General features: G+C 63.7%; 25 protein-coding genes and 1 tRNA gene. 13 read left to right on the top strand and 13 right to left on the bottom strand.

Annotated features, from left to right (window positions below; translation table 11 throughout):
* Together YU9_RS43465 and YU9_RS0134855 are read right to left on the bottom strand one after the other, a co-directional pair.
* A partial coding sequence (locus tag YU9_RS43465) for an adenylate/guanylate cyclase domain-containing protein (protein WP_036018907.1) occupies positions 1-539 on the bottom strand: 539 nt, incomplete at its 3' end.
* A 241-nt stretch (positions 540-780) separates the two neighbouring features.
* Positions 781-2,052 carry an MFS transporter gene (locus YU9_RS0134855; RefSeq protein WP_027576898.1) on the bottom strand — a complete coding sequence of 424 codons (1,272 nt, stop codon included), beginning with the start codon at positions 2,050-2,052 and terminating at the stop codon, positions 781-783.
* A gap of 180 nt (positions 2,053-2,232) precedes the next feature.
* Here YU9_RS0134855 and YU9_RS0134860 point away from each other — a divergent pair, with 180 nt between their 5' ends.
* The 9 genes from YU9_RS0134860 (at position 2,233) to YU9_RS0134900 (ending at position 11,508) form a co-directional block, all read left to right on the top strand.
* Complete coding sequence (locus tag YU9_RS0134860; protein WP_027576899.1) at positions 2,233-2,847, top strand: ribonuclease D; 615 nt, start codon at positions 2,233-2,235, stop codon at positions 2,845-2,847.
* Positions 2,848-3,024: 177 nt separating this feature from the next.
* A complete protein-coding gene (gene lptC / locus YU9_RS0134865; protein ID WP_027576900.1) occupies positions 3,025-3,756 on the top strand; it encodes an LPS export ABC transporter periplasmic protein LptC in 732 nt (243 codons plus the stop codon).
* A 4-nt stretch (positions 3,757-3,760) separates the two neighbouring features.
* Positions 3,761-4,480: an LptA/OstA family protein gene (locus YU9_RS0134870; protein ID WP_027576901.1), complete on the top strand. Its 720-nt coding sequence runs from the start codon at positions 3,761-3,763 to the stop codon at positions 4,478-4,480.
* 208 nt (positions 4,481-4,688) lie between these two features.
* Complete coding sequence (gene lptB, locus YU9_RS0134875) at positions 4,689-5,693, top strand: LPS export ABC transporter ATP-binding protein (protein WP_027576902.1); 1,005 nt, start codon at positions 4,689-4,691, stop codon at positions 5,691-5,693.
* Between the two features lie 90 nt (positions 5,694-5,783).
* On the top strand, positions 5,784-7,403 hold the full coding sequence (rpoN, locus tag YU9_RS0134880; RefSeq protein ID WP_027576903.1) for an RNA polymerase factor sigma-54: 1,620 nt from the start codon (positions 5,784-5,786) through the stop codon (positions 7,401-7,403).
* Between the two features lie 81 nt (positions 7,404-7,484).
* Positions 7,485-8,087 (top strand): ribosome hibernation-promoting factor, HPF/YfiA family, encoded by a 603-nt coding sequence (hpf, locus tag YU9_RS0134885; protein WP_027576904.1) that lies wholly within the window; start codon positions 7,485-7,487, stop codon positions 8,085-8,087.
* 228 nt (positions 8,088-8,315) lie between these two features.
* The gene (gene ptsN, locus YU9_RS0134890; protein ID WP_008141251.1) at positions 8,316-8,777 is read left to right on the top strand and encodes a PTS IIA-like nitrogen regulatory protein PtsN; all 462 of its coding nucleotides are present in this window, start codon (positions 8,316-8,318) and stop codon (positions 8,775-8,777) included.
* 405 nt (positions 8,778-9,182) lie between these two features.
* On the top strand, positions 9,183-10,475 hold the full coding sequence (locus tag YU9_RS0134895; RefSeq protein WP_027576905.1) for an O-antigen ligase family protein: 1,293 nt from the start codon (positions 9,183-9,185) through the stop codon (positions 10,473-10,475).
* A 13-nt stretch (positions 10,476-10,488) separates the two neighbouring features.
* Complete coding sequence (locus tag YU9_RS0134900; protein ID WP_027576906.1) at positions 10,489-11,508, top strand: glycoside hydrolase family 5 protein; 1,020 nt, start codon at positions 10,489-10,491, stop codon at positions 11,506-11,508.
* 337 nt (positions 11,509-11,845) lie between these two features.
* Here the strand turns inward: YU9_RS0134900 and YU9_RS0134905 are convergent, their stop codons facing one another.
* The 9 genes from YU9_RS0134905 to YU9_RS0134945 all read right to left on the bottom strand — a co-directional run bounded on the left by YU9_RS0134905 (position 11,846) and on the right by YU9_RS0134945 (position 19,995).
* Positions 11,846-12,322: a GNAT family N-acetyltransferase gene (locus YU9_RS0134905; RefSeq protein ID WP_027576907.1), complete on the bottom strand. Its 477-nt coding sequence runs from the start codon at positions 12,320-12,322 to the stop codon at positions 11,846-11,848.
* A 152-nt stretch (positions 12,323-12,474) separates the two neighbouring features.
* Positions 12,475-12,747, bottom strand: coding sequence for a DUF1150 domain-containing protein (locus YU9_RS0134910; protein ID WP_027576908.1), 273 nt, complete (start codon positions 12,745-12,747; stop codon positions 12,475-12,477).
* Between the two features lie 50 nt (positions 12,748-12,797).
* Positions 12,798-13,223, bottom strand: coding sequence for an Hsp20 family protein (locus YU9_RS0134915; protein WP_024338612.1), 426 nt, complete (start codon positions 13,221-13,223; stop codon positions 12,798-12,800).
* A 367-nt stretch (positions 13,224-13,590) separates the two neighbouring features.
* Positions 13,591-14,679: a sn-glycerol-3-phosphate import ATP-binding protein UgpC gene (locus YU9_RS0134920; protein ID WP_027576909.1), complete on the bottom strand. Its 1,089-nt coding sequence runs from the start codon at positions 14,677-14,679 to the stop codon at positions 13,591-13,593.
* A 13-nt stretch (positions 14,680-14,692) separates the two neighbouring features.
* Positions 14,693-15,541, bottom strand: a complete 849-nt coding sequence (gene ugpE / locus YU9_RS0134925; RefSeq protein ID WP_027576910.1) for a sn-glycerol-3-phosphate ABC transporter permease UgpE — start codon at positions 15,539-15,541, stop codon at positions 14,693-14,695.
* Complete coding sequence (gene ugpA, locus YU9_RS0134930) at positions 15,541-16,422, bottom strand: sn-glycerol-3-phosphate ABC transporter permease UgpA (protein ID WP_027576911.1); 882 nt, start codon at positions 16,420-16,422, stop codon at positions 15,541-15,543. Before ugpA ends, ugpE begins: the two co-directional genes overlap by 1 nt.
* A 48-nt stretch (positions 16,423-16,470) precedes the next feature.
* Positions 16,471-17,787 carry a sn-glycerol-3-phosphate ABC transporter substrate-binding protein UgpB gene (gene ugpB, locus YU9_RS0134935; protein ID WP_027576912.1) on the bottom strand — a complete coding sequence of 439 codons (1,317 nt, stop codon included), beginning with the start codon at positions 17,785-17,787 and terminating at the stop codon, positions 16,471-16,473.
* A 403-nt stretch (positions 17,788-18,190) separates the two neighbouring features.
* Positions 18,191-19,393, bottom strand: a complete 1,203-nt coding sequence (locus YU9_RS0134940) for a CaiB/BaiF CoA-transferase family protein (RefSeq protein WP_027576913.1) — start codon at positions 19,391-19,393, stop codon at positions 18,191-18,193.
* A gap of 176 nt (positions 19,394-19,569) precedes the next feature.
* The gene (locus YU9_RS0134945) at positions 19,570-19,995 is read right to left on the bottom strand and encodes an organic hydroperoxide resistance protein (protein WP_027576914.1); all 426 of its coding nucleotides are present in this window, start codon (positions 19,993-19,995) and stop codon (positions 19,570-19,572) included.
* 152 nt (positions 19,996-20,147) lie between these two features.
* Between YU9_RS0134945 and YU9_RS0134950 the strand changes: the two genes are divergently transcribed.
* Complete coding sequence (locus YU9_RS0134950; RefSeq protein WP_027576915.1) at positions 20,148-20,609, top strand: MarR family winged helix-turn-helix transcriptional regulator; 462 nt, start codon at positions 20,148-20,150, stop codon at positions 20,607-20,609.
* Between the two features lie 122 nt (positions 20,610-20,731).
* Here YU9_RS0134950 and YU9_RS0134955 read toward each other — a convergent pair.
* Both YU9_RS0134955 and YU9_RS0134960 read right to left on the bottom strand, forming a co-directional pair.
* Positions 20,732-20,807: transfer RNA gene (locus YU9_RS0134955), tRNA-Ala, on the bottom strand.
* 96 nt (positions 20,808-20,903) lie between these two features.
* Positions 20,904-21,311, bottom strand: coding sequence for a TIGR02300 family protein (locus tag YU9_RS0134960; RefSeq protein ID WP_027576916.1), 408 nt, complete (start codon positions 21,309-21,311; stop codon positions 20,904-20,906).
* Between the two features lie 158 nt (positions 21,312-21,469).
* On the opposite strand from YU9_RS0134960, the gene aroA reads away from it, so the two are divergent.
* The 3 genes from aroA (at position 21,470) to rpsA (ending at position 25,419) form a co-directional block, all read left to right on the top strand.
* Positions 21,470-22,807 (top strand): 3-phosphoshikimate 1-carboxyvinyltransferase, encoded by a 1,338-nt coding sequence (aroA, locus tag YU9_RS0134965; RefSeq protein ID WP_027576917.1) that lies wholly within the window; start codon positions 21,470-21,472, stop codon positions 22,805-22,807.
* The gene (gene cmk / locus YU9_RS0134970) at positions 22,804-23,442 is read left to right on the top strand and encodes a (d)CMP kinase (protein WP_027576918.1); all 639 of its coding nucleotides are present in this window, start codon (positions 22,804-22,806) and stop codon (positions 23,440-23,442) included. The genes aroA and cmk overlap by 4 nt, the downstream gene beginning before the upstream one ends.
* 270 nt (positions 23,443-23,712) lie before the next feature.
* Positions 23,713-25,419 (top strand): 30S ribosomal protein S1, encoded by a 1,707-nt coding sequence (gene rpsA, locus YU9_RS0134975; RefSeq protein ID WP_027576919.1) that lies wholly within the window; start codon positions 23,713-23,715, stop codon positions 25,417-25,419.
* The last annotated feature ends 330 nt before the right edge of the window (positions 25,420-25,749 follow it).

Below are 25,749 nucleotides of genomic sequence, written 5' to 3' on the forward strand. Positions count from 1 at the left end.
CCATCCGCCGATGCCAGGCTGTGTACCGCCGCGACTGCCGCGAGGCCGGCGCGCACCGCGCGTTCGGCCTCATTCTCATGGGCGCGCGGATAGCCGAAATAGGCCAGCACACCATCNCCCATGTACTTTGCCACGTGCCCTTCGAACCGCGCGATCGCGCCTGCTACTGCGCTCTGATAGGTCCGCAGGACGTCGGCCATTTCCTCCGGATCGAGCCGCGCCGCGAGCGCAGTCGAGTCGACTAGGTCGACAAACATCACCGTGAGCTGGCGGCGCTCGGCCTCGGGAGTAGGCGTGAACTTTTCCGAGACAGTGATGGGTGCAGCCGTGGCAGCGGGAATGATGGCCGAAGTTGAGCCGGCACGCAGGGCGGCAATGGCGGCGAGCAGTTTGCGCCGATGGCCGATCGAGGCAACGCCGAGCCCGATCAGATCCTCGGCCGTGATGTCGATGAGGACCTCGGCGTCGACGTCGTTCTCGCGGAACGTCTCCTCGTACTGTCCCAGCCCCAGACCACGCAGCCACGCTGCGACATCCATGGGTTCCTCCCGGCTCCGCCGTCCTCAGAGGTCCTCAGAGCGCTAGGTGCTCCTAGTCTATCTCAAAACGGAGTGCGGGTGGCGCGGTGAAACGTCACGAGTAGAGTGCTGAGGAAGGTCAGTTTCTGGCCTCTCGGGCGGCGTCGACCGTTGGCGTCAGATAAGCCTCGAGATGGCAGCCGGCGATCCATGCGTCGACTGGTCTGTGGCCTTTGATGAGACAGAGCGGCCCGTTTCCCATTCACACCACCCGTTTCCCAGCCCGCTCCGCCACCGCCTTCTGCACGAAATACATCATCACGAGCGTGACGATCGTCGTGGTCACGACGACGTAGCCGATCCGGTCGAAATGGATCAGCGAACCGTCCGCGCCTTGCGCGATGATCGCGCCGGCGAGCACGGAGCCGAGCCCGCCGGAGAGCTGCTGGAGCGAGGCGCTGACCGCGCTGAACGAGCCGCGCTGATCGGGAGCGGGGATCGCCGACATCAGCGCCTGCGACGGGATCATGCGCGAGAAGATGCCGATGAACATCAGCACGTTCACGGTGATCGCGGTCACGAGCGAGACGTGGCCGAGATTTGTGTAGATCAGCACCATGAGCACGGTCATCGCGCAGCCGAACACGAAGGTCGGATACTTGCCGAACGCGTCGCTCGCCCTGCCGACCAGCGGCCCCGTGACGATGCTGAACAGGCCGGAGACGAGATAGATCGTCGGCAGATGCGTGATGTCGATGCCGAGATTGTGCACGGTGTAGGCGCTGGAGAACGGCATCAGCATGTAACCGCCCGTCGCGAGCAGCGTCGTGACGGCGAAGGCGAGCGTATAGCGCGGCTCTGCGACCGTCGCGATCAGATGGTGGAACGGGTTTCGGTCCTGCTTCAGTTTCAGATGCGCATCGACCGGCTCCATGGCGAAGGCGATGATCGCGATTGCCGCGATCGACAGGACGACGATCGCAACGAAGCAGACATGCCAGTTCCAGTGATTGGCGAGAAACAGCCCAGCGGGAATGCCGAGCACCTGGCTCGCGGCGAACGCGGTCTGGATGAATCCCATCACGCGGCCGCGCATCTGCAGCGGGAACAGGTCGGTGATGATGGCGAGCACGACCGAGCCGATCACGCCGCCGAACAATCCGGTCACGATCCGGCCGAGCAGCAGCACATGATAATTCTGCGCGGCGGCACAGAGCAGGGTGCCGAGCGTGAAGCCGACATAGAAGAACAGCAAGAGGCGCTTGCGATCGAAGCGATCGGCAAAGCCGGCGGCGAGGATGCCCGATAGTCCCGCACTGAACGCGTAGGCCGACACTGCGACGCCGAACTGCCCCGCCGTGATGTTGAGCGATGGCATCAGGATGGCGCCGAGCGGCGACATGATGATGAAGTCGAGGATGATCGTGAACTGCATGAACGCGAGCAGCGCGATGAGGAGCGCCTGGTAGCGGGAAAACCCGCGCTGGCGTTCCCGTTGGTCGTCGATCGGCGCAGTAAGTGTCTGTTCGGTCATTGGACTTCGTTCATGGTGAGGGGCGGGGGCGGAGAGATCGGCAACAGATAGGGTGCGCCAGGACGAATTGCAGCGGGCTCGGCCGCCGCTTGCGTGACCTGCCGCCAGTGGCTACATCGCGATCCATCCAATAAGCCTATGATATCGACGCACCGATTCGACCCGAGGTTTTGACCCGCCATGACCGTACGCCTGCACCGCGGCGACCTGCCCGACCTGTCCCGCTACACCGGAGCGGTGGCGATCGACACCGAGACCATGGGGCTGAACCCGCACCGCGACCGGCTCTGCGTGGTGCAGCTCTCGCCCGGCGACGGCAGCGCCGACGTGGTGCAGATCCCCAAGGGCCACACCGACGCGCCGAACCTGAAGGCGCTTCTGGCCAATCCGGCCGTCACGAAAATCTTCCATTTCGCGCGGTTCGACATCGCGGTGCTGTATCAGACCTTCGGCGTCATGACCGGGCCGATCTATTGCACCAAGATCGCCTCCCGCCTGACCCGCACCTACACCGACCGCCACGGCCTCAAGGACCTCGTGCGCGAGGTGCTTAACATCGACCTCTCCAAGCAGCAGCAGTCCAGCGACTGGGGTTCCGACAGCCTCAGCGAGCCGCAGCTCGCCTACGCTGCCTCCGACGTCCTGCATCTGCACGGCTTGCGCGAGCGGCTCGACGCCATGCTGGTGCGGGAAGGCCGCAGCCAGCTGGCGCAGGCCTGTTTCGACTTCCTGCCGACCCGCGCTCTTCTCGACCTCCAGGGCTGGGCGGAAGAGGACATTTTCGCGCATTCCTGAAGGCCCTGCGCGGCGATTGGCCTGAGGTTGCCGCCCCGTTTCGGACACTTTCGTAACGGCCTGTCGCCGGCTGCATATTTGGGCGGCGCCGGATAGAATGGGGTGCCCCTCAACCGGACAGGGCGAGCGATAGTTCAGGAGCCCAGGTAAGTAGGAGCCTAGGTAAATAGGAACCCAGTGAATTCGGCCCAGAATCCCACCTACGACGCCGCGCTTGCGGCGAAGTTCGCCAGCGCGGCGCGCCACAGCCGCCTGGTGCGGATTCTGCGCATCGCGGTGCCGGGTGCGGTGCTGTTGTCCATGGCCGCCATTGTCGGCGTCTCGATCTTCAATCCGTTCCGCATGCTGATGCCGAAGCTGCCGCTCGATTCCGGAAATATGGTGGTGTCCGGCACCAAGATCACGATGGAATCGCCGCACCTCGCCGGCTACACGCCGGACCAGCGGCCTTACGAGCTCTGGGCCAAGACCGCGACGCAGGACATCACCGACCCCGATCATGTCGATCTATCGGATCTGCGCGCGAAGGTGCTGATGGAGGATCAATCGACGCTGTTCCTCGACGCCCGCACCGGCCGCTTCGACAACAAGCAGCAGCAGCTTGATCTGCACAAGGACATCTTCCTGCGCACCTCGACCGGCTATGAGGCGCGGCTGAACTCGGCCTTCGTCGACATGGGCAAGGGCACGGTCACCTCGGACGAGCGCGTCGACGTCAAGCTGACTAATGGCACGCTGAGCGCGGATCGCCTGCGAATTACCGAAGGCGGTGACGTCATCCGCTTCGAGGGCAATGTGGTGATGCATCTGGACAAGCTGGACGAGCCCGCTGCAACCCAGCCTGCGCCACCCGAGCCCGCGCCGACGAAGACACGCACGCCTCAGAACAAGTCTGCCAATTCAAAGTGATTTCATGATGAACTGTTTTACGCGCAACGCTGTTGTCAGCAAGGCCGCGCTCGCCGTCGGCCTCGCGCTGCTGGTCACGGATGCGTCCCTTGCACAGAGCACGATGCAGGGCGTGCCCAACGCGATGCAGGGCTTTTCGCAGAACCGCGATCAGCCGATCCAGATCGAGGCTGCGTCGCTCGAGATGCGCGACAAGAAGAAGGAGGCGACCTTCGCCGGCAATGTGAAGGTCATCCAGGGCGACACCACCATGACCTCGAAGACGCTGGTGGTGTTTTATGAATCGAGCGGCGGCGACAAGCCGGCCGCGCCACAGCAGCCCGCGGCGAAGGGCGCAAAATCGACGGCGCCGATGCAGTCGGCGCAGCCGGGTCCGGGCGGCAGCTCCTCGATCAAGCGGCTGGAGGCGCACGGCAATGTCGTGGTCACCCAGAAGGACCAGGTGGTGACCGGTGAGACCGCCGTATTCGACACCAAGACCAATCTCATCACCATGTTCGGCGGCGGCTCGGGCCAAGTGGTCATGACGCAGTGCAAGAATGTGATGCGAGGCGATCGGCTGAAGGTCGACATGACGACCGGCGTGTCCCGCGTGGAATCCGACACCGGCCGGGTTCAGGTCCTGCTGCCGCAGGGGGGCAAGGACGATTGTGGTCCCGGCGGCTCGGGGAAGCCGGGCGCGCCCCCTCCGCTGCCACTGCCGGGCGCAACTAAACAAAAGTGAATTCAACAGCTTGCCTCGGGTGCTCCCGATCCGAGGTTGAAGCTTGGCGAGCGAGCCTGTATCTAGCGCGCAGGGCTTTCGAAGCGGGGTCTGCCGCTTTTCGGGCGTGTTTCACTGGGCATGAGACATCCCTTCATTCATGCTGCGCCGGCGAATCGAGGCCGGCACGGCAGATCGCGTGATTATCGCGAAAGGCTAGAAGGCGGGGATGGTCGATCTCTTCAGCATGTTCCGTCGGCGCCCCGCCAAGCGCGGCCGGCCAGGATTTGCGCGCCAGGACATCACCGCGCTCGGTGACAGCGTCGGCGGGCTCGTGCCCAGTCCTATCAGGGACGCGCCGCCGATCGCCCGCGACCAGCCGCGCGCGCCCGACCAGTTCCAGAATGACTGCGAGGCCGACTATCAGGCCGAGCTGCGTCAGCCGGCGGTCCATCCGGTCAGGGCGGCCGCCAGGCCGAACGGCGCCGGCGGGCCGCAGCTCCTGAAGCGGCCCGGCTTCCTGGCTGTGCATAGCGTGGAAAAGGCCTTCGGCAGCCGCCAGGTGGTGCGCGGCGTCAGCATCTATGTGCGCCGCGGCGAGGCGGTTGGCCTGCTCGGCCCCAACGGCGCCGGCAAGACCACCGTGTTCTACATGATCACCGGCCTGATCAAGGCCGATCGCGGCGCGATCGAGCTCGATGGCCACGATGTGACGAAGCTGCCGATGTATCAGCGCGCGCGGCTCGGCATCGGCTATCTGCCGCAGGAAGCCTCGATCTTCCGCGGCCTCACCGTCGAGCAGAACATCCGCGCCGTGCTCGAAGTGGTCGAGCCCTCGCGCAAGAAGCGCGAGCAGCAGCTCGATTCGTTGCTCGACGAATTCAACATCACGCGCCTGCGCAAATCGCCGTCGATCGCGCTGTCGGGCGGCGAGCGCCGCCGCGTCGAGATCGCACGCGCGCTGGCGACGCGGCCGAACTACATGCTGCTCGACGAGCCCTTCGCCGGCATCGACCCGATCGCCGTCGGCGACATCCAGGACCTCGTCCGCCATCTCACCAATCGCGGCATCGGCGTGCTCATCACCGACCACAATGTCCGCGAGACGCTCGGCCTCACCGATCGCGCCTATATCGTCTATGCCGGGGAAATCTTGACCGAAGGGACCCCGGATGAGATCGTTGCTGATCCGGACGTGCGCCGCCTTTACCTTGGCGAGGAGTTCCGCCTCTAACCCGAATTTCCAATCCGTCAAGACGTGTACATCGGGCTCGGACTAGGATAAGCAAAAATCGGACCAATTTTTGGGAACGGTTCTTGCTTCATGGCGCTCACGCAGAGATTAGAGTTCCGGCAATCGCAGTCGCTGGTCATGACGCCGCAGCTGATGCAGGCGATCAAGCTGCTGCAATTGTCCAATCTCGATCTCACGACCTTCGTGGAAGAGGAACTCGAGCGCAATCCGCTGCTGGAACGGGCCAGTGACGAGGCCCCCGTGGGGGACGCTCCGGCGGAGGCTGGCAGCTACGGCGATGGCGACGAGTCCGGTGGTCAAGGCGAGGACGCCTTCGGCGGCAGCGCGGAAGGCTTCGAGCCGGGCCAGGAAGAATGGATGAGCAAGGATCTCGGCACCCGCGCCGAGATCGAGCAGACCCTGGACACCGGCCTCGACAATGTCTTCTCCGAGGAGCCGGCCGAGGCCGCGGCGCGCAACGCCCAGGATGCCGTGCCGACCACCTATACCGAATGGGGCGGTGGCGCCTCCGGTGACGAAGACTACAATCTCGAGGCCTTTGTCGCGGCCGAGACAACGTTGTCGGATCATCTCGCCGAGCAGCTCTCGGTCGCCTTCACCGCACCCGCCCAGCGCATGATCGGCCAGTACCTGATCGACCTCGTCGACGAGGCCGGCTATCTGTCGCCCGATCTCGGCCAGGCCGCCGAGCGTCTCGGCGCATCGCAAGCCGAGGTCGAGGACGTCCTTGCCGTGCTGCAAAAGTTCGACCCGCCCGGCGTTTGCGCGCGCTCCTTGAGTGAATGCCTGGCGATTCAGCTCCGCGAGCTCGACCGCTACGACCCCGCGATGCAGGCCCTGGTCGAGCATCTCGATCTCTTGGCCAAGCGCGACATCGTTGCCTTGCGCAAGATCTGCGGCGTCGACGACGAGGACATCGCCGACATGATCGGCGAGATCCGCCGCCTCAATCCCAAGCCGGGCATGAAGTTCGGCTCGGCGCGCTTGCAGACCATGGTGCCCGATGTCTATGTCCGTCCGGGTCCCGACGGTGGCTGGCATGTCGAGCTCAATAGCGACACCTTGCCGCGTGTGCTGGTCAACCAGACCTACTATTCCGAGCTGTCGAAGAAGATCGGCAAGGACGGCGACAAGTCCTATTTCACCGACGCGCTGCAGAACGCGACCTGGCTCGTGCGCGCGCTCGACCAGCGCGCCCGCACCATCCTGAAGGTTGCAACCGAGATCGTGCGCCAGCAGGACGGCTTCTTCACCCATGGCGTCGCGCATCTGCGGCCGCTCAATCTGAAGGCCGTCGCCGATGCCATCCAGATGCATGAATCCACGGTGTCGCGCGTCACCGCCAACAAATATATGGCGACCAACCGCGGCACGTTCGAGTTGAAATATTTCTTCACCGCCTCGATCGCCTCGGCCGACGGCGGCGAGGCGCATTCGGCGGAAGCCGTGCGTCACCACATCAAGCAGCTGATCGATTCGGAGGAGCCCTCCGCGATCCTGTCGGATGACACCATCGTGGAACGCTTGCGCGCCTCGGGCATTGATATTGCCCGCCGCACGGTCGCGAAGTACCGCGAAGCCATGCGCATACCCTCCTCGGTGCAACGCCGCCGCGACAAGCAGAGTGCTCTTGGTAACGTCCTCTCTACAGCCTTGTCCGATCGCTCCCGCAATCCCGAACCGGCCTGATTGCGCTGGCGGCAAATCGCGCTACTCTCGATTTCCCATCGAGACCGATCCAAGCTGGGCACCAACCAAGCGAGGCATCACATGACTCTCAGAATCTCGGGAAAGAGCATCAGCGTCGGCGAGGCCCTGCGCGGTCGCGTTGCCGACCGCACCGACGAGGTGCTGCGCAAGTATTTCGATGGCAACTATTCCGGCCACATCACGCTGAGCAAGGACGGCTTCGGCTTTCGCACCGATTGCGCCCTGCATCTCGATTCGGGAATTACGCTGGAGGCGGATTCGAACGCGCCGGATGCCTATGCCAGCGCCGACCAGGCGCTGCTGATGATCGAGAAGCGGCTGCGTCGCTACAAGAACCGGCTCAAGGACCGCTCCGCCCGCAAGGCCCATGCCGCCACCGAGGCGATGGCCGCGCTCAATGCCACGAGCTATGTGCTCGAGGCGCCCGAGGGCGAGGACGAGGTCTCCGGCTACAGCCCCGTAATCATCGCGGAGCAAACCACCTCGCTCAAGTCGCTGTCGGTCAGCGAGGCCGTCATGGAACTCGACCTGAGCGGGGCGCCTTGCCTGGTCTTCCAGCACGGCTCCTCGGGCCGGGTGAACATCATTTACCGCCGGGCGGACGGCAATGTGGGCTGGATTGACCCGCCGGGGGCGAATGTGGACGGCCAGTCGGACGGTTAGGTCCGGGACCCGGGGGCCGTACCATCCCGGCCCTTAACAATGACGGGGGCAAAGCCGCATGCGGGAGTTGGCACCGGGATTGCGTTGGAGTAGAAGCCCCCACATCTGAACTTGGCAGGACTTTGGGCTAAGTCCGCCTCCTGCTTCATGTTATTGACGCCGGCTCAGCTTGGTCTATCAAGCTGGCCATTCGGAACCTGACGGTCTAATTCACCTCGGAAACCCTCCATGCCGATTACCGATCTGGTCGCACCCGAGGCGATTCTCCCGGCATTGAAGGTCAACAGCAAGAAGCAGGCCTTGCAGGAGCTCGCGGCCAAGGCCGCCGAGCTGACGGGACAGAACGAGCGCTCGGTGTTCGAGGTGCTGCTGCAACGGGAGAAGCTCGGCACCACCGCGGTCGGCTATGGCGTCGCGATTCCGCACGGCAAGCTGCCCAAGCTGGAAAAGATTTTTGGCCTGTTCGCGCGGCTCGATCGTCCGATCGATTTCGAGGCGATGGACGGCCAGCCGGTCGATCTCGTCTTCCTGCTGCTCGCGCCCGAAGGCGCCGGCGCCGATCACCTCAAGGCGCTCGCCCGCATCGCCCGCCTGCTCCGCGATCAGGACATCGCCAAGAAGCTCCGCGCCTCGCGCGATGCCCAGGCGATCTATTCGGTGCTCGCGCTGCCGCCCGCGACGGCGGCCTAGAGCGGAATGGCTTTAGATTGAATCGATCGCTACGGCTCGTTCACCTCTCCCGCTTGCGGGAGAGGTCGGCGCGAAGCGCCGGGTGAGGGTTCTTTCCTCTTGGGGGTTCTCGATTGCGGAGACACCCTCTCCCCAACCCTCTCCCGCAAGCGGGAGAGGGAGTGCACCTCCGCCGTTGCAGCGATCAAGCCTCATCTCATCGAGTTCAAGAGCCAATCGTCGATATCGCTCGGGGCCGGACTGCACCTCTGCTCGAAGTGATACACGGGCAGAGCTGAGGCGTGCGAGCTGCGGTTCGCGAGAGTTGCATCGATAAGACCTCAAGCTCCGGGACCGCCGACCGCGCGTAGGCGGTCGCGATGCAACTTAAGGGAAATATTAACCGTGCTTTCGGAAGGTCGGCTCATGGCCAGCCTGCACACCGTAGCGGATACCGAGGCATACGACAGCGCGATCTGGAAAGCGCCCGGCGTCCGCGTGGAAACGCTGGCCAAAAACGTGATCCGCAGCTCGATCGCCGTCAACGTGATCGCGTCGATGGGGGTCTTCCACCCCGCATTGCTTCCCGCAGAGTGGAGCTATGTGCAACAGGCCGTCGCGCTCTTGATGTGGATCATCCTGATCTACGCCAGTGCCTTCGTACGACCGCGCGTGAGAGTGCAGCCCAATCCCGATCTCATCGCGCTGGTCGCATTCTATGCTCTCGCCGCCGTTTCCGTTCTCTGGACCAGCCTCGCCACCGCAGCGATTATGAAGGGCGCGGCACTTGTGGTGACGACCTTCGGTGCGTACTGCCTCATCACGCGTATCGACATCGACGAGATCGTCGGATCGACGGCGCTGGGGCTCTTCATGCTGGTCGCCGCCTCGGCCCTGTGTGCGGTCTTCGTGCCGGAGATCGGCGTGGACCAGAGCTGGATGCACAATGGCCAGTGGCAAGGAATATATGAATCGAAGCAGACGCTCGGCTTCATCAGCGCATATCTGATGTTTTTCGCCTGCTATCAGAAGATGACGGGCCAGGGGTGGATCGCTTTTCTCTCGACGTTTCTGCTGGCATCGACCTGCGTCATCGCCTCGGGATCTCGTGGTGCCGGTGCCGTCGCCCTTGCCGCGGGCGGACTGCTCGTGACCTCGATGTGGTCGATCCGCTGCATGAGAGTCTACGCGGTGCTGCCGTTCATCACGTGCATCCTGGCCGCCCTGCTGATGCTGTATTTCTATGTGACGGGGTACGATTCCATCCATCTCGGCGAATCGACCATCGATTTCACCGAGCGGACCTTCATCTGGCAGTACGCCATCAGCCATTTCAACGATGCGCCGCTGCTGGGCTTTGGCATCAACGGATTCTGGACGCGCCCTGCGATTTACGACTATTTCAACCAGAACCATGGCTGGGTGCTCGACAATTATCACAGCGGCTACATTGCGGTGGCCATTGAAACGGGATTCCTGGGATACGTGCTGTTCGTCGCGAGCGTCTATCTGTTCTCGGAAAAGGTCCTGTATTTGATCGCCACTCGCTCGATCGATCGTTGCCACTGCGCGCTCATCATCGGATTTGTCGTCCTGAGCTTTCAATCGAATTTCACGGAGACGATGTTCCTGCGCTCAACGATGTTCACGTCGGTGCTTCTCGTCGCATTCTTCTTCGCAGTGTGCCGGCCGGTGCCGCAGCAAGGCTTGCAGCAATGATGGAGCGGGCAGGATGAGTGCCATCTGCGCCCGCTGGGCGGTAGCTCTCGGTCTCGCCTTGGCGCTATCCGTGCTTGCGATCTGCTCTGATGCCGAGGCAGCCGGACAGGCCACGTCCGCTCCCCCAAGATTGGGGCGCGGCATCAACATCCTCGGCTACGACGGCATCTGGGAGGGAGGCCGCAACGCGCCATTTCGTCTGGACAACCTCACCGCGATCAGGCGCGCCGGGTTCTCGCACGTCCGGATCAATTTCTTCGGCTTCAAGTTCATGAACCCTGGGAATGCGCTGGATGACATCGTCTTGAGGCGGCTCGATGCCGTGATCGAGGAGGTGATCGCCCGAAATCTCATCCCCATCCTGGACGAGCACGATACCGATGTCTGTCAGCGCGACGTCTCCGAGTGCGCCGAGAAGCTGAAAGCATTCTGGACGCAAATCGCCGCGCGCTATGCCGGAAAATATCCGAGGCTTGTCTTCGAGGTGCTCAATGAGCCGGGCGGGCAGATGACGTCCGCCGGCTGGAACGCCCTTCTGAACGAGTGTCTCGGCATCATCCGCGCCACCAATCCCCGGCGGACGGTGATCGCTGCGGTTCTCAACGTGGATGAGATGCCTGTCGAGGACCTGGTGCTGCCGTCAGATGACCGGAACCTCATCGTCACGTTTCACTATTACGCGCCGATCCGCTTCACCCATCAGGGCGCACCGTGGTCGCCGATGTTCTCGAAAATCGGCCCGCTCGATTGGGGCACGCCGGAGGACGAGCAGAAGGCGCGCGCCGATTTCGACAAGGTCAGGTCCTGGTCCGAACGGGAAAAGCGCCCGATCTATCTCGGCGAGTTCGGCGTGTACGAGGCCGCACCAGCCGAGGCACGAACGCGATATCTGTCGTTCGTGGCGCGAAGCGCGGAGCGGCTCGGCTGGGCCTGGGCCTATTGGCAGTTCGACCACGATTTCGCAGCCTTCGACAGTGCGCGCCAAAGCTGGAAGCCGGAGATCATCCGGGCGCTGATCCCGGCGGGCCGCTGAGCCGGGAAGCTTTCGGAAGTTGAGCTTCGCCACGCGGTCCAGGCTGGCGGCTCTGGGCTGGAGGCGACGTCCGGGCGATATCCAAATCCCTTCCCTGAACAAGCGCCGTTTTCGAAACTATCGAAGTGTTGCCGGCCGAATAGTGCCCGAAAGCCGGCCGGTGTACTTTGCTTGAGATTTCAATTGCTGATTGTTCGGGGAATGCACGATGAAAAGACTGCTTCTGGCGACGTCGGCTCTGATTGCCGCAGGTTCCGCTCAGGCGGCCGATCTGGGCGCCCGTTCCCTACACCAAGGCCCCGGTCGCGGCGGCTGTCCCCTTCAGCTGGACTGGCTGTTATCTCGGTGGCCATGTCGGCGGGGGTGCGAGCTCAATCGTCGTTTGATTCCGCTCCAGCACGAAGGCGCGGATGCGGTTCAGCTTGAGATCATCGAACACGAACTTGAGCAGCGGAATGAAGGTGTTCACCGTTGCTCCGGCATTGCGGTGCTCCTTTTCTCCGATCACTGCGCTCACGAGTGCCTCGCTCGCCGCAGCATCGATGTCGAGGCGGATGAAGCCGACATGGGTGCGGCTGCCGCGCTCGAATATCCCGAGCAGTCGCTCGCGCTGATCGAATGACTTGATGTAGTCGGCGATATCAGCCTTGGTCATCGCGCGCGGTGACGTGTTGAGGACATGCACCGTCCAGGGGTCGGACAACCAGTCCGCCCAGCGCTGCGAGGCGTCATCGCGCTTGATGGTGCGCAGGAAATAGCGCCCGGCCGGAAACCACAATTGCTGCTTGGGCAGACGCTCGACTTTCGGCGGCATGCCGCATCTAAGCAGCTTCGAGTCGGACGATCAATTTGGATACGGCGCCAACCGGTCGAAGCTGGAAAGCGCTCCTCCTTATCAAATGAAAACGGGCACGCCTTCTTGCGAAGGCATGCCCGCTTGAAACTCTTCCTGCGACGCGCGCGTGCTCAGTGCACGCTCACCGCTTGCAGCTCGTTGCTCCAGGCGTTGGCGATCGCGGCTTCGCGGCTGTCGGTCAGCATGATCGGCGTGCCGTCGGCGGCGTGGAGCGCGAACAGCTTGAGGCCCGGCGCAATCTTGGGTGCCTCGGGGAACAGGTCCGGCACGTCCTCGGAGCGGATCTGCTTCACATAGGCGATGTGACCTTCGCCGAGGGTTGCCAGCGTCTCGGGCGAGACGTTGTTGGCTTCGTATTCGAACGCAACTTGACCGTTACTCATGGTCTCGACTCCTCTGGAACACTAAGCGGTCGAGTCCGCTACTCGTTCCATTATTCGTGCTCATTGATAGCGATTGTCTTAACGATCCTCTCCGGTTCAGGCCGGGCCAGATCGATCGACAACAGCCCGTTCTTCAGATCCGCACCCAGCACCAGCATCCCCTCCGCCAGCACGAAGGTGCGCTGGAAGTGGCGCGCGGCGATGCCGCGATGGATGTATTGCCGGGTCTTGTCGTCCTGCTGCCGCCCGCGGATCACGAGCTGGTTTTCCTCAATGGTTACATCGAGTTGGTCGCGGGTGAATCCGGCGACCGCCAGCGTGATGCGCAAACGCTCGGGCTGGCCGTCCGTGCGGTCACACCTCTCGATATTGTAGGGAGGGTAGCCGTCGGCGCCTTTGACGACGCGGTCGAGCACGCGCTCGATCTCGTCGAAGCCCAGCAGGAAGGGACTGGAGAGCGTTGGAACACGAGACATAGTTTACAAAGTCCTCGCAGAAGCGACTTTGGTGTTTCAGGGCCCGTAGTGGCACCCCTTGGTCAGCAATATGGGCATGTTCCTGTGTGCGTTCAAGGACGTAGCGGGGGCTGTGGATGGAGCATTGCACCGCCAGATGCCTCTGGACCGTCATGGCCGGGCTTGTCCCGGCCATCCACGACCTTGCTCGCGGCGCCAAGAACGTGGATGCCGGGGTCTTGGCCCCGCCGAAGCGGCTTCGGCCTAGCAGGCGGGACAAGCCCCGGGCATGACGAAGTTGCGCGAGAATTACGCTAATGAAAACAAAGCCCCTTCTACTGTGCATGGGGTTGTTTTCGCGCTTTTTGGTTGGAGGGCGTCGGATCCCTCAGGCTTCAAGCCGCTTCCGGCCATCGCCGCTGAACAGATGCAGCTTGCTGCGCACCGCCGCGACGCGGATCTTTTGGCCGATGGCAGGGGCCTCTGTTCCGGGAATGCGGACGATGATCTCGCCGGGCGGCAGCTCGCCGGGCGTGGCGGCAACGCGCTGGTCTTCCTGCTCGCGGGAGCCGTAGACGAAAGTTTCCGCGCCGACGCGCTCGATCGCCTCCACGGTGAGCGGCAAGGCGACGCCGCCAGCCGGCGTCTGGTCGGTGATGACGAAATCCTCCGGGCGGATGCCGAGGATGCCGGCGTCGGCCGCAGCGCTGCCGGCGAGCTGCGACCGGATTTCCTCGGGCCGGGTCGACATCAAGTTCATCGGCGGCGCGCCGATGAAGGAGGCGACGAAGGTGGTCGCCGGCTTCTCGTAGATCGCCAGCGGATTGCCGACCTGCTCGACCTGGCCGCCGTTCATCACGACGAGAATGTCGGCGAGTGTCATCGCCTCGAGCTGGTCATGGGTGACGTAGATCGACGTCGTATTGAGCCGGCGCTGCAATTTGCGGATCTCGACCCGCATCGCGATGCGCAGCTTGGCGTCGAGATTGGAGAGCGGCTCGTCGAACAAAAACACCTTCGGCTGGCGCACGATGGCGCGGCCCATGGCGACGCGCTGGCGCTGGCCGCCGGAGAGCTGGCGCGGCTTGCGCTCCAGCATGGCGGACAGCTCGAGCACGCGCGCGGCTTCCTCGACGCGGGTCTTGATCTCGGCTTCCGCCATACCACGGTTACGCAGGCCATAGGCCATGTTGTTGTAGACGCTCATATGCGGATAGAGCGCGTAGTTCTGGAACACCATCGCAATGTCGCGATCGGCGGGCTCGATCTGGTTGACGACGCGGCCGCCAATGTCGATCTCGCCGCCGGTGACGGTCTCGAGGCCCGCGACCATGCGCAGCAGCGTGGACTTGCCGCAGCCGGAAGGGCCGACCAGCACGCAGAACTGTCCGTCGCCGACATCGACGTCGACGCCTTTGATGGCCTCGAAGCCGCCGGGATAAGTCTTGCGGACGTTGCGCAGGGTGACGTTAGCCATGAAAGCTCACTTCTTACTTTTCCGTCTCGACCAGGCCGCGCACGAACAGCTTCTGCATGGCGACGACGACGAATACCGGTGGCAGCATGGCCAGCACGGCGGTTGCCATCACGATCGGCCATTCGGTCAGCGCGTCGGTGGTGGTGATCATCTTGCGGATGCCGATCTGGATGGTCTGCATGTCGTCGCGCGTGGTGATCAGCAGCGGCCAGAGATATTGATTCCAGCCGAGGATGAACAGGATCACGAACAGCGCGGCCATGTTGGTGCGCGACAGCGGCAGCAGCGTATCCCAGAAGAAACGCAAGGGGCCGGCGCCGTCGATGCGTGACGCCTCCAGCAATTCGTCCGGCACGGTCATGAAGAACTGGCGGAACAGCAGCGTCGCGGTGGCCGAGGCGATCAGCGGCAGCGACAGGCCGGCATAGCTGTCGAGCATGTGCAGATCGGCGACGATCTTGTAGGTCGGATAGATCCGGACCTCGACCGGCAGCATCAGGGTGATGAAGATGAGCCAGAAGATCGGCATCCGGAACGGAAAGCGGAAATACACGATCGCATAAGCCGAGATAATCGAGATCGCGATCTTGCCGACCGCGATCAGCAGCGCCGTTACGAGCGAGTTCAGCATCATGTTGCCGACCGGCTCGCGGGTCGAGCCGCTCGTGCCGACAAAGATGGTCTGGTAGTATGTCTCGAAGAAATGACCGCCGGGCAGCAGCGACATCTGCCCGTTCGCGATCAGCGCGTTGTCCTGGGTCGAGGCGACGATCGCGATGTAGACGGGGAAGGCGACGATCGCGATCCCGATCCAGAGAATGATATGCGCGACGTAGCGCCGAAAGCCTTCTTCCTCGACCATCAGTAGGTCACCTTGCGTTCGACGTAGCGGAACTGGATGCCCGTCAGCACGATCACCATGATCATCAGGATCACCGACTGCGCCGCCGAGCTGCCGAGATTGCCGCCGAGCAGGCCGTCGGAATAGACCTTGTAGACCAGCGTCTCCGTCGATTTGCCGGGACCGCCGCGGGTCATGGTGTCGATGATGCCGAAGGTGTCGAAGAAGGCGTAGACGATGTTGACGACCAGCAGGAAGAAGATGGTCGGCGACAGCAGCGGGAAGGTCACGGTCCAGAACCGTCGCATCGGACGGGCGCCATCGATCGCGGCCGCCTCGAGCACGCTTCTGGGGATGCTCTGCAGGCCGGCGAGGAAGAACAGGAAGTTGTAGGAGATCTGCTTCCAGGCGGCGGCGAGGATGATCAGCGCCGCGGCCTGGTCGCCGTCGAGCAGCGGATTCCAGTCGATGCCGAGGGCGCGCACATAGCGCGAGAGCACACCCAGCGAGGGATGCAGCATGAAGATCCAGAGCACGCCGACGACCGGCGGCGCCACCGCATAGGGCCAGATCAGCAGCGTGCGGTAGAGCATCGAGCCGCGCAGCGGCTTGTCCGCCATCACGGCGAGCAGCAGCGCAAACGACAGCGACGACACCGCGATCGCGAACGAGAAGAAGAAGGTGCGCAGGATCGCCTCGAAATAGGCGCGCTCCTTGATCAGCTCGAGATAATTGTCGAACCAGACGAAGCTGGTCGAAAGACCGAAGGCGTCCTGGAGCAGGAAGGACTGGATCACCGCCTGCAAGGCCGGCCAGTAGAAGAATATCAGGACGATCGCGAGCTGCGGCGCAACCAGCGCATAGGGCAATAGCTTCGACTGGAAAATGGCTTGTTTTTGCATGATGCCCCAGAAGCGGCAGGCCGGCTGACCGGCCTGCCGCTCGTCGCCTTACTTCACGGCGGTCTTTTCGAACTGGCGCAGCATGGTGTTGCCGCGCTCGACGGCCGCGTCCAGCGCCTGCTTGGCGGTCTTCTTGCCGGCCAGCGCCTGCTCGATCTCTTCCGCCCAGACGTCACGGAGCTGCACCATGTTGCCGAGGCGGAGGCCGCGCGAATTCTCGGTCGGCTCCTTGTTGGTCAGCTCGAGCAGCGGCGTCTCCAGATAGGGCTGGTCCTTGTAGAACCCTTCCGCCTTGGCCTTCTCATACGCCGCCTTGGTGATCGGCAGATAGCCGGAGGCCTTGTGGATGTAGACCTGGCGATCGGTATCCGAGAGGAAGGTCAGGAATTTTGCAACGCCCTTGTATTCGTCGGCCGGCTTGCCGCCCATCACCCAGAGCGAGGCACCGCCGATGATCGAGTTCTGCGGCGCGCCCTTGGCGTCCGGATAATAGGGCATCGGCACCGCGGTGAAGGCGAACTTGGCCTGCGCCTTGACGTTGCCGAAAAACGCCGACGAGGTCAGGTAGAGCGGGCATTCGCCCGACGTGAAGCGGCCTTCGCCGGTGTTGGTGCGGCCGGCATAGTCGTAGGTCTTGTCCTTCTGGAGCTCGACCAGGTTTTCGAGATGCTTGACCTGGAGCGGTCCGTTGAAGGAGAGCACGGTGTCGAAGCCGTCGAGGCCGTTGGCCTTCGTCGACAACGGCACGTTGTGCCAGGCGGAGAGCTGCTCGAGATTGACCCAGGTGACCCAGGAGTTGGAGAAGCCGCAGGTGGCATGGCCGGCCGCCTTCAGCTTCTTGGCGGCGTCGAACACTTCGGGCCAGGTCTTCGGGATCTCGACATTGGCCTTCTTCAGCTCGTCGAGGTTGACCCACATCACGGTCGACGACGAGTTGAAGGGGAAGGACAGCATCTCGCCCTTCGAGGTCGAGTAGTAGCCGGTGATTGCGGGCAGGTAGGCCTTCGGATCGAATTTCTCGCCGGTCTCGGCCATCAGCTTGTAGACCGGCTTCACGGCGCCGGTCGCGGCCATCATGGTGGCGGTGCCGACCTCGAACACCTGCATGATGTGCGGCGCGTTGCCGGCGCGGAACGCGGCGATGCCGGCATTCATCGTGTCGGCGTAGTTTCCCTTGTAGGTCGGGATCACCTTGTAGTCGCTCTGCGCGGCGTTGAAGTCGTTGGCGAGCTTGACGATGACGTCGTTGTTGGCGCCGGTCATCGCGTGCCACCACTGGATTTCGGTCACGGCGAGCGCCGGCGAGGCGCCGAGACCAACCGTGAGTGCAACAGCAGCAGCCGCGCCAAAATGTCGAAGAGCCATCAAGAAAACCTCCCTTGCCCGTCACTAAAGAAGCGCTTGCGCTAGCAGCGCCTTATGACGTTCACGTGACTGTGTAAGCGGCCGAAACGAAAGCGGCAAGCGCTGGAAAAGGAAAGCCGGAAAATAGGCGAAGACGTGCGCCGACAGCCGCAGCCGTTCGCAGTGCACCTACATGCACGCGCCGCAGTGCGGCATTATTTGCGTGAGGCCAAAGATCCGGCGGCGATCTCGAACACCTCTCCCGCTTGCGGGAGAGGTCGGATCGCGAAGCGATCCGGGTGAGGGTTCTATCGTCTGGGGGATTGTCCCGTTGGCGGAAACACCCTCTCACCAACCCTCCCCCGCAAGCGGGGGCGGGAGCGCACTGCCTGTGCGGCAGCGCTGAGTCCATTTTAATGAAGCCCTAGCGCTTGCGCTCCGGGCCGCAGACGGTGCCCTTTTCGACCATCGCGTCGATCTCGGCCTTGGAGTAGCCGAACTCGCCGAGCACCTCCGCTGCGTGCTGGCTGAATTTCGGCGGTACGCGGCGCAGACTCGGCTTGCTGCGGTCGAGCCGGATCGGCGAGGCCACGCCCTTGTACCAGTCCTTCTCGATAATATCGCCGCGCGCGATCGTGTGCGGGTTGGTCAACGCCTGGTCGATCTTCTGTACGGGACCCGCGGGCAGGCCCGCCGCGAGCAGGCGATTGCACAGCGGCTCGGCCTCGTGCTGGCTGAACACCGCGGCGAGCTCGGCGCGCAGCGCCTCGCGATTGGCGATGCGGTCCTTGTTGCGGGCAAAGCGCGGATCGGTGCCGAGCTCGGGCTTGCCGATCTCCTTACAGAGCTTGCGGAAGGTGCCGTCATTGCCGACGCCGATGAAGATGTTGTCGGTCTTGGTCGGGAAGATCGCGTAGGGCACGAGGTTGGGATGCTCGTTGCCGGTGAGCGAGGGCGGCTTGCCATGCATGAAATAGTTCGCGGTGTGCGGATGCATGATGGCAAGCCCGGTCTCATACAGCGTCGTCTCCAGGAACTGGCCCTTACCGGAGCGCTGCCGCTCCGACAGCGCCATCAGGATGCCGATCGCCGCATAGAGGCCGGTGGTGATGTCGACCAAGGGCACGCCGATCCGCATCGGCCCGCTCTCGGGCGAGCCGGTCGCCGCGATCATGCCGGTCATGGCCTGGATGATGGCGTCGTAGCCGGGATTGCCGCCGCGCGGGCCGTCGGCGCCGAAGCCGCAGATCCGGCAATGCACGAGGCGCGGAAATTTCTTGCTCAGGACATCATTGCCGATGCCCCATTTCTCCAGCGTGCCCGGCTTGAAATTCTCGATCAGGACGTCGGCGGTCTCCAGCATCTTCAGCAGCACGGCGCGGCCGCCCTCGGAGGCGAGGTCGAGGCCGATCGAGCGCTTGTTGCGGTTGATGCCGACGAAATAGGCCGCATCCTCCTCGTGGAACGGAGGGCCCCATTCGCGCACTTCATCGCCCGCGGGCGGCTCGACCTTGATGACGTCGGCGCCGTGGTCGGCGAGGATCTGGGTGCAGTAGGGACCGCCGAGCACGCGCGTGAGATCGATGACGCGCAGTCCGCTCATTGCACCCGTTGCCGCTTCAGTCATGCCTTCGCTTCTCCTGGGTCGGTGTTTGATCACAGGCCTAGCGAGGTTTTTTTGCGCCAGCAATGGTGCCGCACGTAGGGCCGCATGCGTCGGTGCACGTCAATCCCGCGATGTGGGAAATCAACGGAAGCGGCCGGCCCGAGGGGGATCCCGGGCCAGCCAATCCGCCGTTCCGGTCAGACGACCGTCAGGCGAACGTCGACATTGCCGCGCGTGGCATTGGAATACGGGCACACCTGGTGCGCCTTCGCGACCAGCGCCTCGGCCTCCGCGCGGGCAAGGCCCGGCAGCGAGACGGCGAGATCGATGTCGAGGCCGAAGCCGCCTTCCGAGCGCGGGCCGATGCCGACGGTCGAGGTGACGGAGGCGTCGGCCGGAACCTTCGGGCCGCCCTGCGAGGCCACGAACTTCATCGCGCCGATGAAGCAGGCGGCGTAGCCGGCCGCGAACAACTGCTCGGGATTGTTGCCGGCGCCGCCCCCGCCGCCGAGCTCCTTCGGCGTGGTGAGCCTGACGTCGAGCGCGCCGTCGAGGGTCGCAGCATGGCCGTCGCGGCCGCCGGTGGCCTTGGCGCTGGTCTTGTAGAGGACGTTCACGGACATTGTGGGTCTCCTGGGTCACGGGTGGTGCGCGATCTTTATTGCAGGCAATTAGATAGCGCGCAATCGAAATTGCGAGGTCTCACATTTAATTGTTCGCAATTGAATGTCGGGCCGCGCGGTCCCACAATGGGCAAACCTTGTGAGGATTCCCCATGGCCCGGAAACCATCGGCAGCGGACGCGCCGCTTCGGCTCGACAACCAGATCTGCTTTGCGGTCTATTCCGCCGCGCACGCCTTCAACCGCGTCTACAAGCCGCTGCTAGACCTGCTCGGCCTGACCTATCCGCAATATCTGGTGATGCTGGTGCTGTGGGAGCGCGACGACGTGCCGGTCAAGGAGATCGGCGAGAAGCTGTTCCTGGATTCGGGCACGCTGACGCCGCTGCTCAAGCGGCTCGAGGCCGCCCATCTCGTCAAGCGCACCCGCTCGAGCGAGGACGAGCGTCAGGTGCTGATCGCGCTGACGCCGCAGGGCCATGCGCTGAAGGAGAAGGCACGCAGCGTGCCGCAGTCGATCCTGGCGGCGACGGACTGCTCGGTGTCGGAATTGGTCGCGATGAAAGACGAGATCGTGGCGCTGCGCGATCGGCTGAATGCCGTGGTTGGGGAGTAGTCGGGATTTAATTCAAAGCCCGCCGTCGCCCTTCGGGCTATGGCGGGGCAGCCTTCGCTTGCTTCGCTACGATAGAGCTTGGTGTGGCTTGCCGAGCCGAAGCTGGCGAAGCCAGCGAAGGCTGGTGGAGCCAGGCGGGATCGAACCGCCGACCTCTTGCATGCCATGCAAGCGCTCTCCCAGCTGAGCTATGGCCCCTTAGTCCTTAAACCGGGTGAACCTGGTTGATCACCCCGGACCGGCGAGCCTTGGCGACTCGCGCGGTGCACCCTTTTTCACAGATCAGGGCTGATCTCAAGTCTCTTCATCACCTCCGACATCACCAATGATGTCGGTCACGTCCTCATCGCCCTCTTCCTCGTCGGCGATGAAGGTCGAATCATCGTCATCGTCGTCGTCGAGGGTCTCATCGACCTCGATATCGTCCTCGGATTCGGGCACGACGGCCTTGACCTTGCCGGTGCTCTCCTCGGCATCGGCCTCCTCGAGGGAGACCAACTCCTCGGCCTCCGCCGGCTCCGGCGTGGTGTCCTGAGCCATGCTGCGGGCCTCGGCGCCGCGGGGAGCACGTGCGGGCGCCACCGGCGCGATCGGCACGACTTCGCCGGTGTAGGGCGAGATCACCGGATTCTTGTTGAGGTCATAGAATTTCTTGCCCGTGGTCGGGCAAATACGTTTGGTTCCGAGTTCGGACTTGGCCACGGCAGGAATCCTGGGAATGTCTGAAAAGCGGTGCTTCACTTGGCTAGTTGGCGGCCCGCTGTCAATAGCGCATTACGAGAGAACGACATGCTCGTGACGGGGCGCGGACCATGTGGTACCTGCGCGCCAGCCCATAGGGCCTATTCAAGGACACAATCTTGACCCATTCCGACCAACCGAGGCCGCTCCAGTCTCGCGCCAGCGGTGCCCTGACCGGGAAAGTACGGGTGCCCGGGGACAAGTCGATCTCCCACCGCGCGCTCATCCTGGGCGCGCTCGCGGCCGGCGAGACCAGGATTTCGGGCCTGCTGGAGGGCGAGGACGTCCTCAACACCGCCAAATCCATGCAGGCACTCGGCGCCAGGGTCGAGCGGACCGGAGATTTTGCCTGGAAGGTGCAGGGGGTCGGCGTTGGGGGCTTCGCCCAACCCAAGACGCACCTGGATTTCGGCAACTCCGGCACGGGCTGCCGGCTGGTGATGGGTGCCGTCGCCGGTTGCCCGATTTCGGCGGTGTTCGACGGCGACGCCTCGCTGCGCAGCCGTCCCATGCGCCGGATCCTCGATCCGCTGGAAAAGATGGGCGCGAAGGTCACCTCCGGCGGCGAGGGCGGGCGTCTGCCGCTCACACTCCAGGGCGCGCGCGATCCGCTGCCGATCACCTACAAGACCCCGGTGGCCTCGGCCCAGATCAAGTCGGCCGTGCTGCTGGCGGGTCTGGCTGCGCCGGGCACCACGACCGTGATCGAGACCGAGGCCAGCCGCGACCATACCGAGCTGATGCTGAAGCATTTCGGCGCCGACATCACCTCGGTGCAGGAAGGTCAGCACGGCTGCCGCATCACGCTGGTGGGCCAGCCCGAGCTGCACGGCGCCAATGTCGTGGTGCCCGCTGATCCATCGTCGGCGGCCTTCCCAATCGTTGCAGCGCTGATCGTCGAGGGCTCCGATGTCGTGCTGTCCGATGTCATGACCAATCCGCTGCGCACCGGTCTGTTCACCACGCTGCGCGAAATGGGCGCTTTCATCGAGGAAAGCGAAGTGCGTGGCGATGCCGGCGAGCCGATGGCGCGCTTGCGCGTGCGCGCGTCGAAGCTGCGCGGCGTCGAGGTGCCGCCGGAGCGCGCACCCTCGATGATCGACGAATATCTGGTGCTGGCGGTGGCGGCGTCCTTTGCCGAAGGCACCACCATCATGCGCGGCCTGCAGGAGCTGCGCGTCAAGGAATCCGATCGCCTGGAGGCCACCGCCGCCATGCTCCGCGTCAACGGCGTCAAGGTCGAGACCTCCGGCGACGATCTGATCGTCGAGGGCCGCGGCCATGTCCCCGGCGGCGGCACCGTCGCCACCCACATGGACCATCGCATCGCGATGTCAGCGCTGGTGATGGGCTGTGCCTCCGACCAGCCCGTGACCGTCGACGACACCGCCTTCATCGCCACCAGTTTCCCGGATTTCATTCCGATGATGCGTTCGCTAGGGGCCGAGTTTTCATGATCATCGCCATCGACGGGCCCGCGGCCTCGGGCAAGGGGACGCTCGGCAAGCGCCTCGCCCACCATTACGGCTATCGTCATCTCGATACCGGCGTGATCTACCGCGCGGTGGCCTATGCCCTCATGCAGTCCGGCCATGATCTCAGGGACGAGGCCGCCGCGGTCGCGGCGGCGCTGGAGCTCGATCCCGAAAAATTCGGCAATCCCGTCCTGAAGACGCAGACGGTGGGCGAGGGTGCCTCCATCGTCTCGGCGATCCCGGGAGTCCGCGAAGCCCTGGTCAATTTCCAGCGGCAATTCGCCGCCGATCCGCCCGGCGCCGTGCTCGACGGCCGGGATATTGGAACCGTGATCTGCCCCCATGCCGACGTCAAAATCTTCGTGGTCGCCGACCCCAAGGTCCGCGCCCATCGCCGGACCATGGAGGCCAGGGCGAGAGGCGAGGAGGCCGACGAGGCGGCCGTGCTCGCCGACATCATCCAGCGCGACGAACGCGACAAGAACCGGCCGATTGCGCCTTTAAAACCGGCCCCGGATGCTTACTTGCTAGATAACTCCCAACTCGATATAGAAGGCGGCGTCCGGGCCGCCATCAACATTATCGAGGCCGTCCGAGCGGGCCGGTCGCGGGGTTAAGCCGCAGCCGTCATTGGAGGAAGCGCCCGCTCCCGCCTCTTTGATGTCGATATCTTCGGTCCCCTCGTTTCGGGGCCGGCGCGATCCAGGCTCCGGACATAAGATTTCCACGTATCGAACGCGCGGGCCTCAGCCGGCCCGCTTCCGCTGTTCCGCTGCAAAGCCGGAGCAGCGAGCGGTCGCTCGAAGGTTTTGCGGACCTTCCGACACTGCGTGTGCGATGCGCCCCTGAACCCAACGGCCGGCAAGACATCCGCAACTGGAGAACAAATGGCTTCGACTTCTGCTGATACCTATAGCCCCTCGCGCGACGATTTCGCCGCGATGCTCGACGAGTCCTTCGCAGGTGGCAACCTGCAGGAAAGCTCCGTCGTCAAGGGCAAGGTGGTTGCAATTGAAAAGGACATGGCCGTCATCGACGTCGGCCTGAAGACCGAGGGCCGCGTTGCCCTTCGCGAATTTTCCGGCCCTGGCCGTGACTCTGACCTGAAGGTCGGCGACGAGGTGGAAGTGTTCCTCGATCGCATCGAAAACGCTCTCGGCGAAGCCGTGCTGTCGCGCGACAAGGCGCGCCGCGAGGAGAGCTGGGGCAAGCTCGAGAAGGCGTTCCAGAACAACGAAAAGGTCAACGGCGTCATCTTCAACCAGGTCAAGGGCGGCTTCACCGTCGACCTCGACGGTGCCGTGGCCTTCCTGCCGCGCTCGCAGGTCGACATCCGTCCGATCCGCGACGTTGCGCCGCTGATGAACAACTCGCAGCCGTTCCAGATCCTCAAGATGGACCGCCGCCGCGGCAACATCGTGGTGTCCCGCCGCACGGTTCTCGAAGAGACCCGCGCCGAGCAGCGCCAGGAGCTGGTGCAGAACCTCGAAGAGGGTCAGGTCATCGACGGCGTGGTCAAGAACATCACCGATTACGGTGCGTTCGTTGATCTCGGCGGCATCGATGGCCTGCTGCACGTCACCGACATCGCGTGGCGCCGCGTCAACCACCCGACCGAGGTGCTCTCGATCGGCCAGACCGTGAAGGTCAAGATCATCAAGATCAACCACGAGACGCACCGCATCTCGCTGGGCATGAAGCAGCTCTTGGACGATCCGTGGCAGGGCATCGAAGCCAAGTACCCGCTGGGTGCCCGCTTCACCGGCCGCGTCACCAACATCACCGACTACGGTGCGTTCGTCGAGCTCGAGCCGGGCATCGAAGGCCTGATCCACGTCTCCGAGATGTCGTGGACCAAGAAGAACATGCACCCCGGCAAGATCGTGTCGACCTCGCAGGAGGTCGACGTGCAGGTGCTGGAAGTCGATTCCGTCAAGCGCCGCATCTCGCTCGGCCTCAAGCAGACCATGCGCAACCCCTGGGAGGTCTTCGTCGAAGGTCACCCGACCGGTTCGGTGGTCGAGGGCGAGGTCAAGAACAAGACCGAGTTCGGTCTGTTCCTGGGTCTCGAGGGCGACGTCGACGGCATGGTCCATCTCTCCGACCTCGACTGGAAGCTTCCGGGCGAGCAGGTGATCGACAACTACAAGAAGGGCGACATGGTGAAGGCCGTGGTGCTCGATGTGGACGTCGAGAAGGAGCGCATCTCGCTCGGCATCAAGCAGCTCGAAGGCGATCCCTTCGCCGAGCCGGGCGATGTCAAGAAGGGCGCGGTCGTGACCTGCGAAGTGCTCGAAGTGAAGGAGAGCGGTATCGAGGTGAAGATCGCCGGTACCGACTTCACCACCTTCATCAAGCGCTCCGAGCTCGCCCGTGACCGCAACGACCAGCGCGCCGAACGCTTCGCCGTCGGCGAGAAGGTCGATGCCCGCGTGATCCAGTTCGACAAGAAGGCCCGCAAGGTCCAGGTGTCGATCAAGGCGCTCGAAGTCGCCGAAGAGAAGGAAGCCATCGCGCAGTACGGCTCCTCGGATTCGGGTGCGACGCTCGGCGACATCCTGGGAACCGCGCTGAAGAACCGCGACAACAAGTAAGCGAAGAACGCGTTTCGCTGCAGCAAAGCCCCGGCGCAAGCCGGGGCTTTTTTGTGTGTGCCGAGTATGAACGACAGCTTGGAGGTGGAAGTCCTCTATCCAGCCTGATGACGGCGAAGGATTAGCGAAGCGCAAGGGCGTCATCGCGAGATGGGGTCTGAAGACAGCGCGGGGCAAAGCCGCGACCCGATGGACAAGAACCGGATAACGAGGCCTACCCGGCCGGACGAGCAAGCACATGATTGCGAAGTCCATGGTCATCAAGGGTCGGGGTGGTAAATCCGGCGGGCGTGCGGTGAAGGCGGTCGGTCTTACCTCGGGAGGTCTGCG

This window comes from Bradyrhizobium sp. WSM1743 (assembly GCF_000473065.1).
Classification (GTDB): domain Bacteria; phylum Pseudomonadota; class Alphaproteobacteria; order Rhizobiales; family Xanthobacteraceae; genus Bradyrhizobium.

What these genes read in the sequence shown, in the direction of transcription:
- cmk (WP_027576918.1), top strand. Translation starts at nt 22,804, where the DNA reads ATGATCATCGCCATCGACGGGCCCGCGGCCTCGGGCAAGGGGACGCTC.
- YU9_RS0134940 (WP_027576913.1), bottom strand. Translation starts at nt 19,393, where the DNA reads ATGACTGAAGCGGCAACGGGTGCAATGAGCGGACTGCGCGTCATCGAT.
- YU9_RS0134945 (WP_027576914.1), bottom strand. Translation starts at nt 19,995, where the DNA reads ATGTCCGTGAACGTCCTCTACAAGACCAGCGCCAAGGCCACCGGCGGC.
- YU9_RS0134920 (WP_027576909.1), bottom strand. Translation starts at nt 14,679, where the DNA reads ATGGCTAACGTCACCCTGCGCAACGTCCGCAAGACTTATCCCGGCGGC.
- rpsA (WP_027576919.1), top strand. Translation starts at nt 23,713, where the DNA reads ATGGCTTCGACTTCTGCTGATACCTATAGCCCCTCGCGCGACGATTTC.
- ptsN (WP_008141251.1), top strand. Translation starts at nt 8,316, where the DNA reads ATGCCGATTACCGATCTGGTCGCACCCGAGGCGATTCTCCCGGCATTG.
- YU9_RS0134895 (WP_027576905.1), top strand. Translation starts at nt 9,183, where the DNA reads ATGGCCAGCCTGCACACCGTAGCGGATACCGAGGCATACGACAGCGCG.
- YU9_RS0134915 (WP_024338612.1), bottom strand. Translation starts at nt 13,223, where the DNA reads ATGTCTCGTGTTCCAACGCTCTCCAGTCCCTTCCTGCTGGGCTTCGAC.
- ugpA (WP_027576911.1), bottom strand. Translation starts at nt 16,422, where the DNA reads ATGCAAAAACAAGCCATTTTCCAGTCGAAGCTATTGCCCTATGCGCTG.
- ugpE (WP_027576910.1), bottom strand. Translation starts at nt 15,541, where the DNA reads ATGGTCGAGGAAGAAGGCTTTCGGCGCTACGTCGCGCATATCATTCTC.
- YU9_RS0134910 (WP_027576908.1), bottom strand. Translation starts at nt 12,747, where the DNA reads ATGAGTAACGGTCAAGTTGCGTTCGAATACGAAGCCAACAACGTCTCG.
- lptB (WP_027576902.1), top strand. Translation starts at nt 4,689, where the DNA reads ATGGTCGATCTCTTCAGCATGTTCCGTCGGCGCCCCGCCAAGCGCGGC.
- hpf (WP_027576904.1), top strand. Translation starts at nt 7,485, where the DNA reads ATGACTCTCAGAATCTCGGGAAAGAGCATCAGCGTCGGCGAGGCCCTG.
- ugpB (WP_027576912.1), bottom strand. Translation starts at nt 17,787, where the DNA reads ATGGCTCTTCGACATTTTGGCGCGGCTGCTGCTGTTGCACTCACGGTT.
- YU9_RS0134905 (WP_027576907.1), bottom strand. Translation starts at nt 12,322, where the DNA reads ATGCCGCCGAAAGTCGAGCGTCTGCCCAAGCAGCAATTGTGGTTTCCG.
- YU9_RS0134870 (WP_027576901.1), top strand. Translation starts at nt 3,761, where the DNA reads ATGATGAACTGTTTTACGCGCAACGCTGTTGTCAGCAAGGCCGCGCTC.
- YU9_RS0134950 (WP_027576915.1), top strand. Translation starts at nt 20,148, where the DNA reads ATGGCCCGGAAACCATCGGCAGCGGACGCGCCGCTTCGGCTCGACAAC.
- rpoN (WP_027576903.1), top strand. Translation starts at nt 5,784, where the DNA reads ATGGCGCTCACGCAGAGATTAGAGTTCCGGCAATCGCAGTCGCTGGTC.
- YU9_RS0134860 (WP_027576899.1), top strand. Translation starts at nt 2,233, where the DNA reads ATGACCGTACGCCTGCACCGCGGCGACCTGCCCGACCTGTCCCGCTAC.
- YU9_RS0134900 (WP_027576906.1), top strand. Translation starts at nt 10,489, where the DNA reads ATGAGTGCCATCTGCGCCCGCTGGGCGGTAGCTCTCGGTCTCGCCTTG.
- YU9_RS0134855 (WP_027576898.1), bottom strand. Translation starts at nt 2,052, where the DNA reads ATGACCGAACAGACACTTACTGCGCCGATCGACGACCAACGGGAACGC.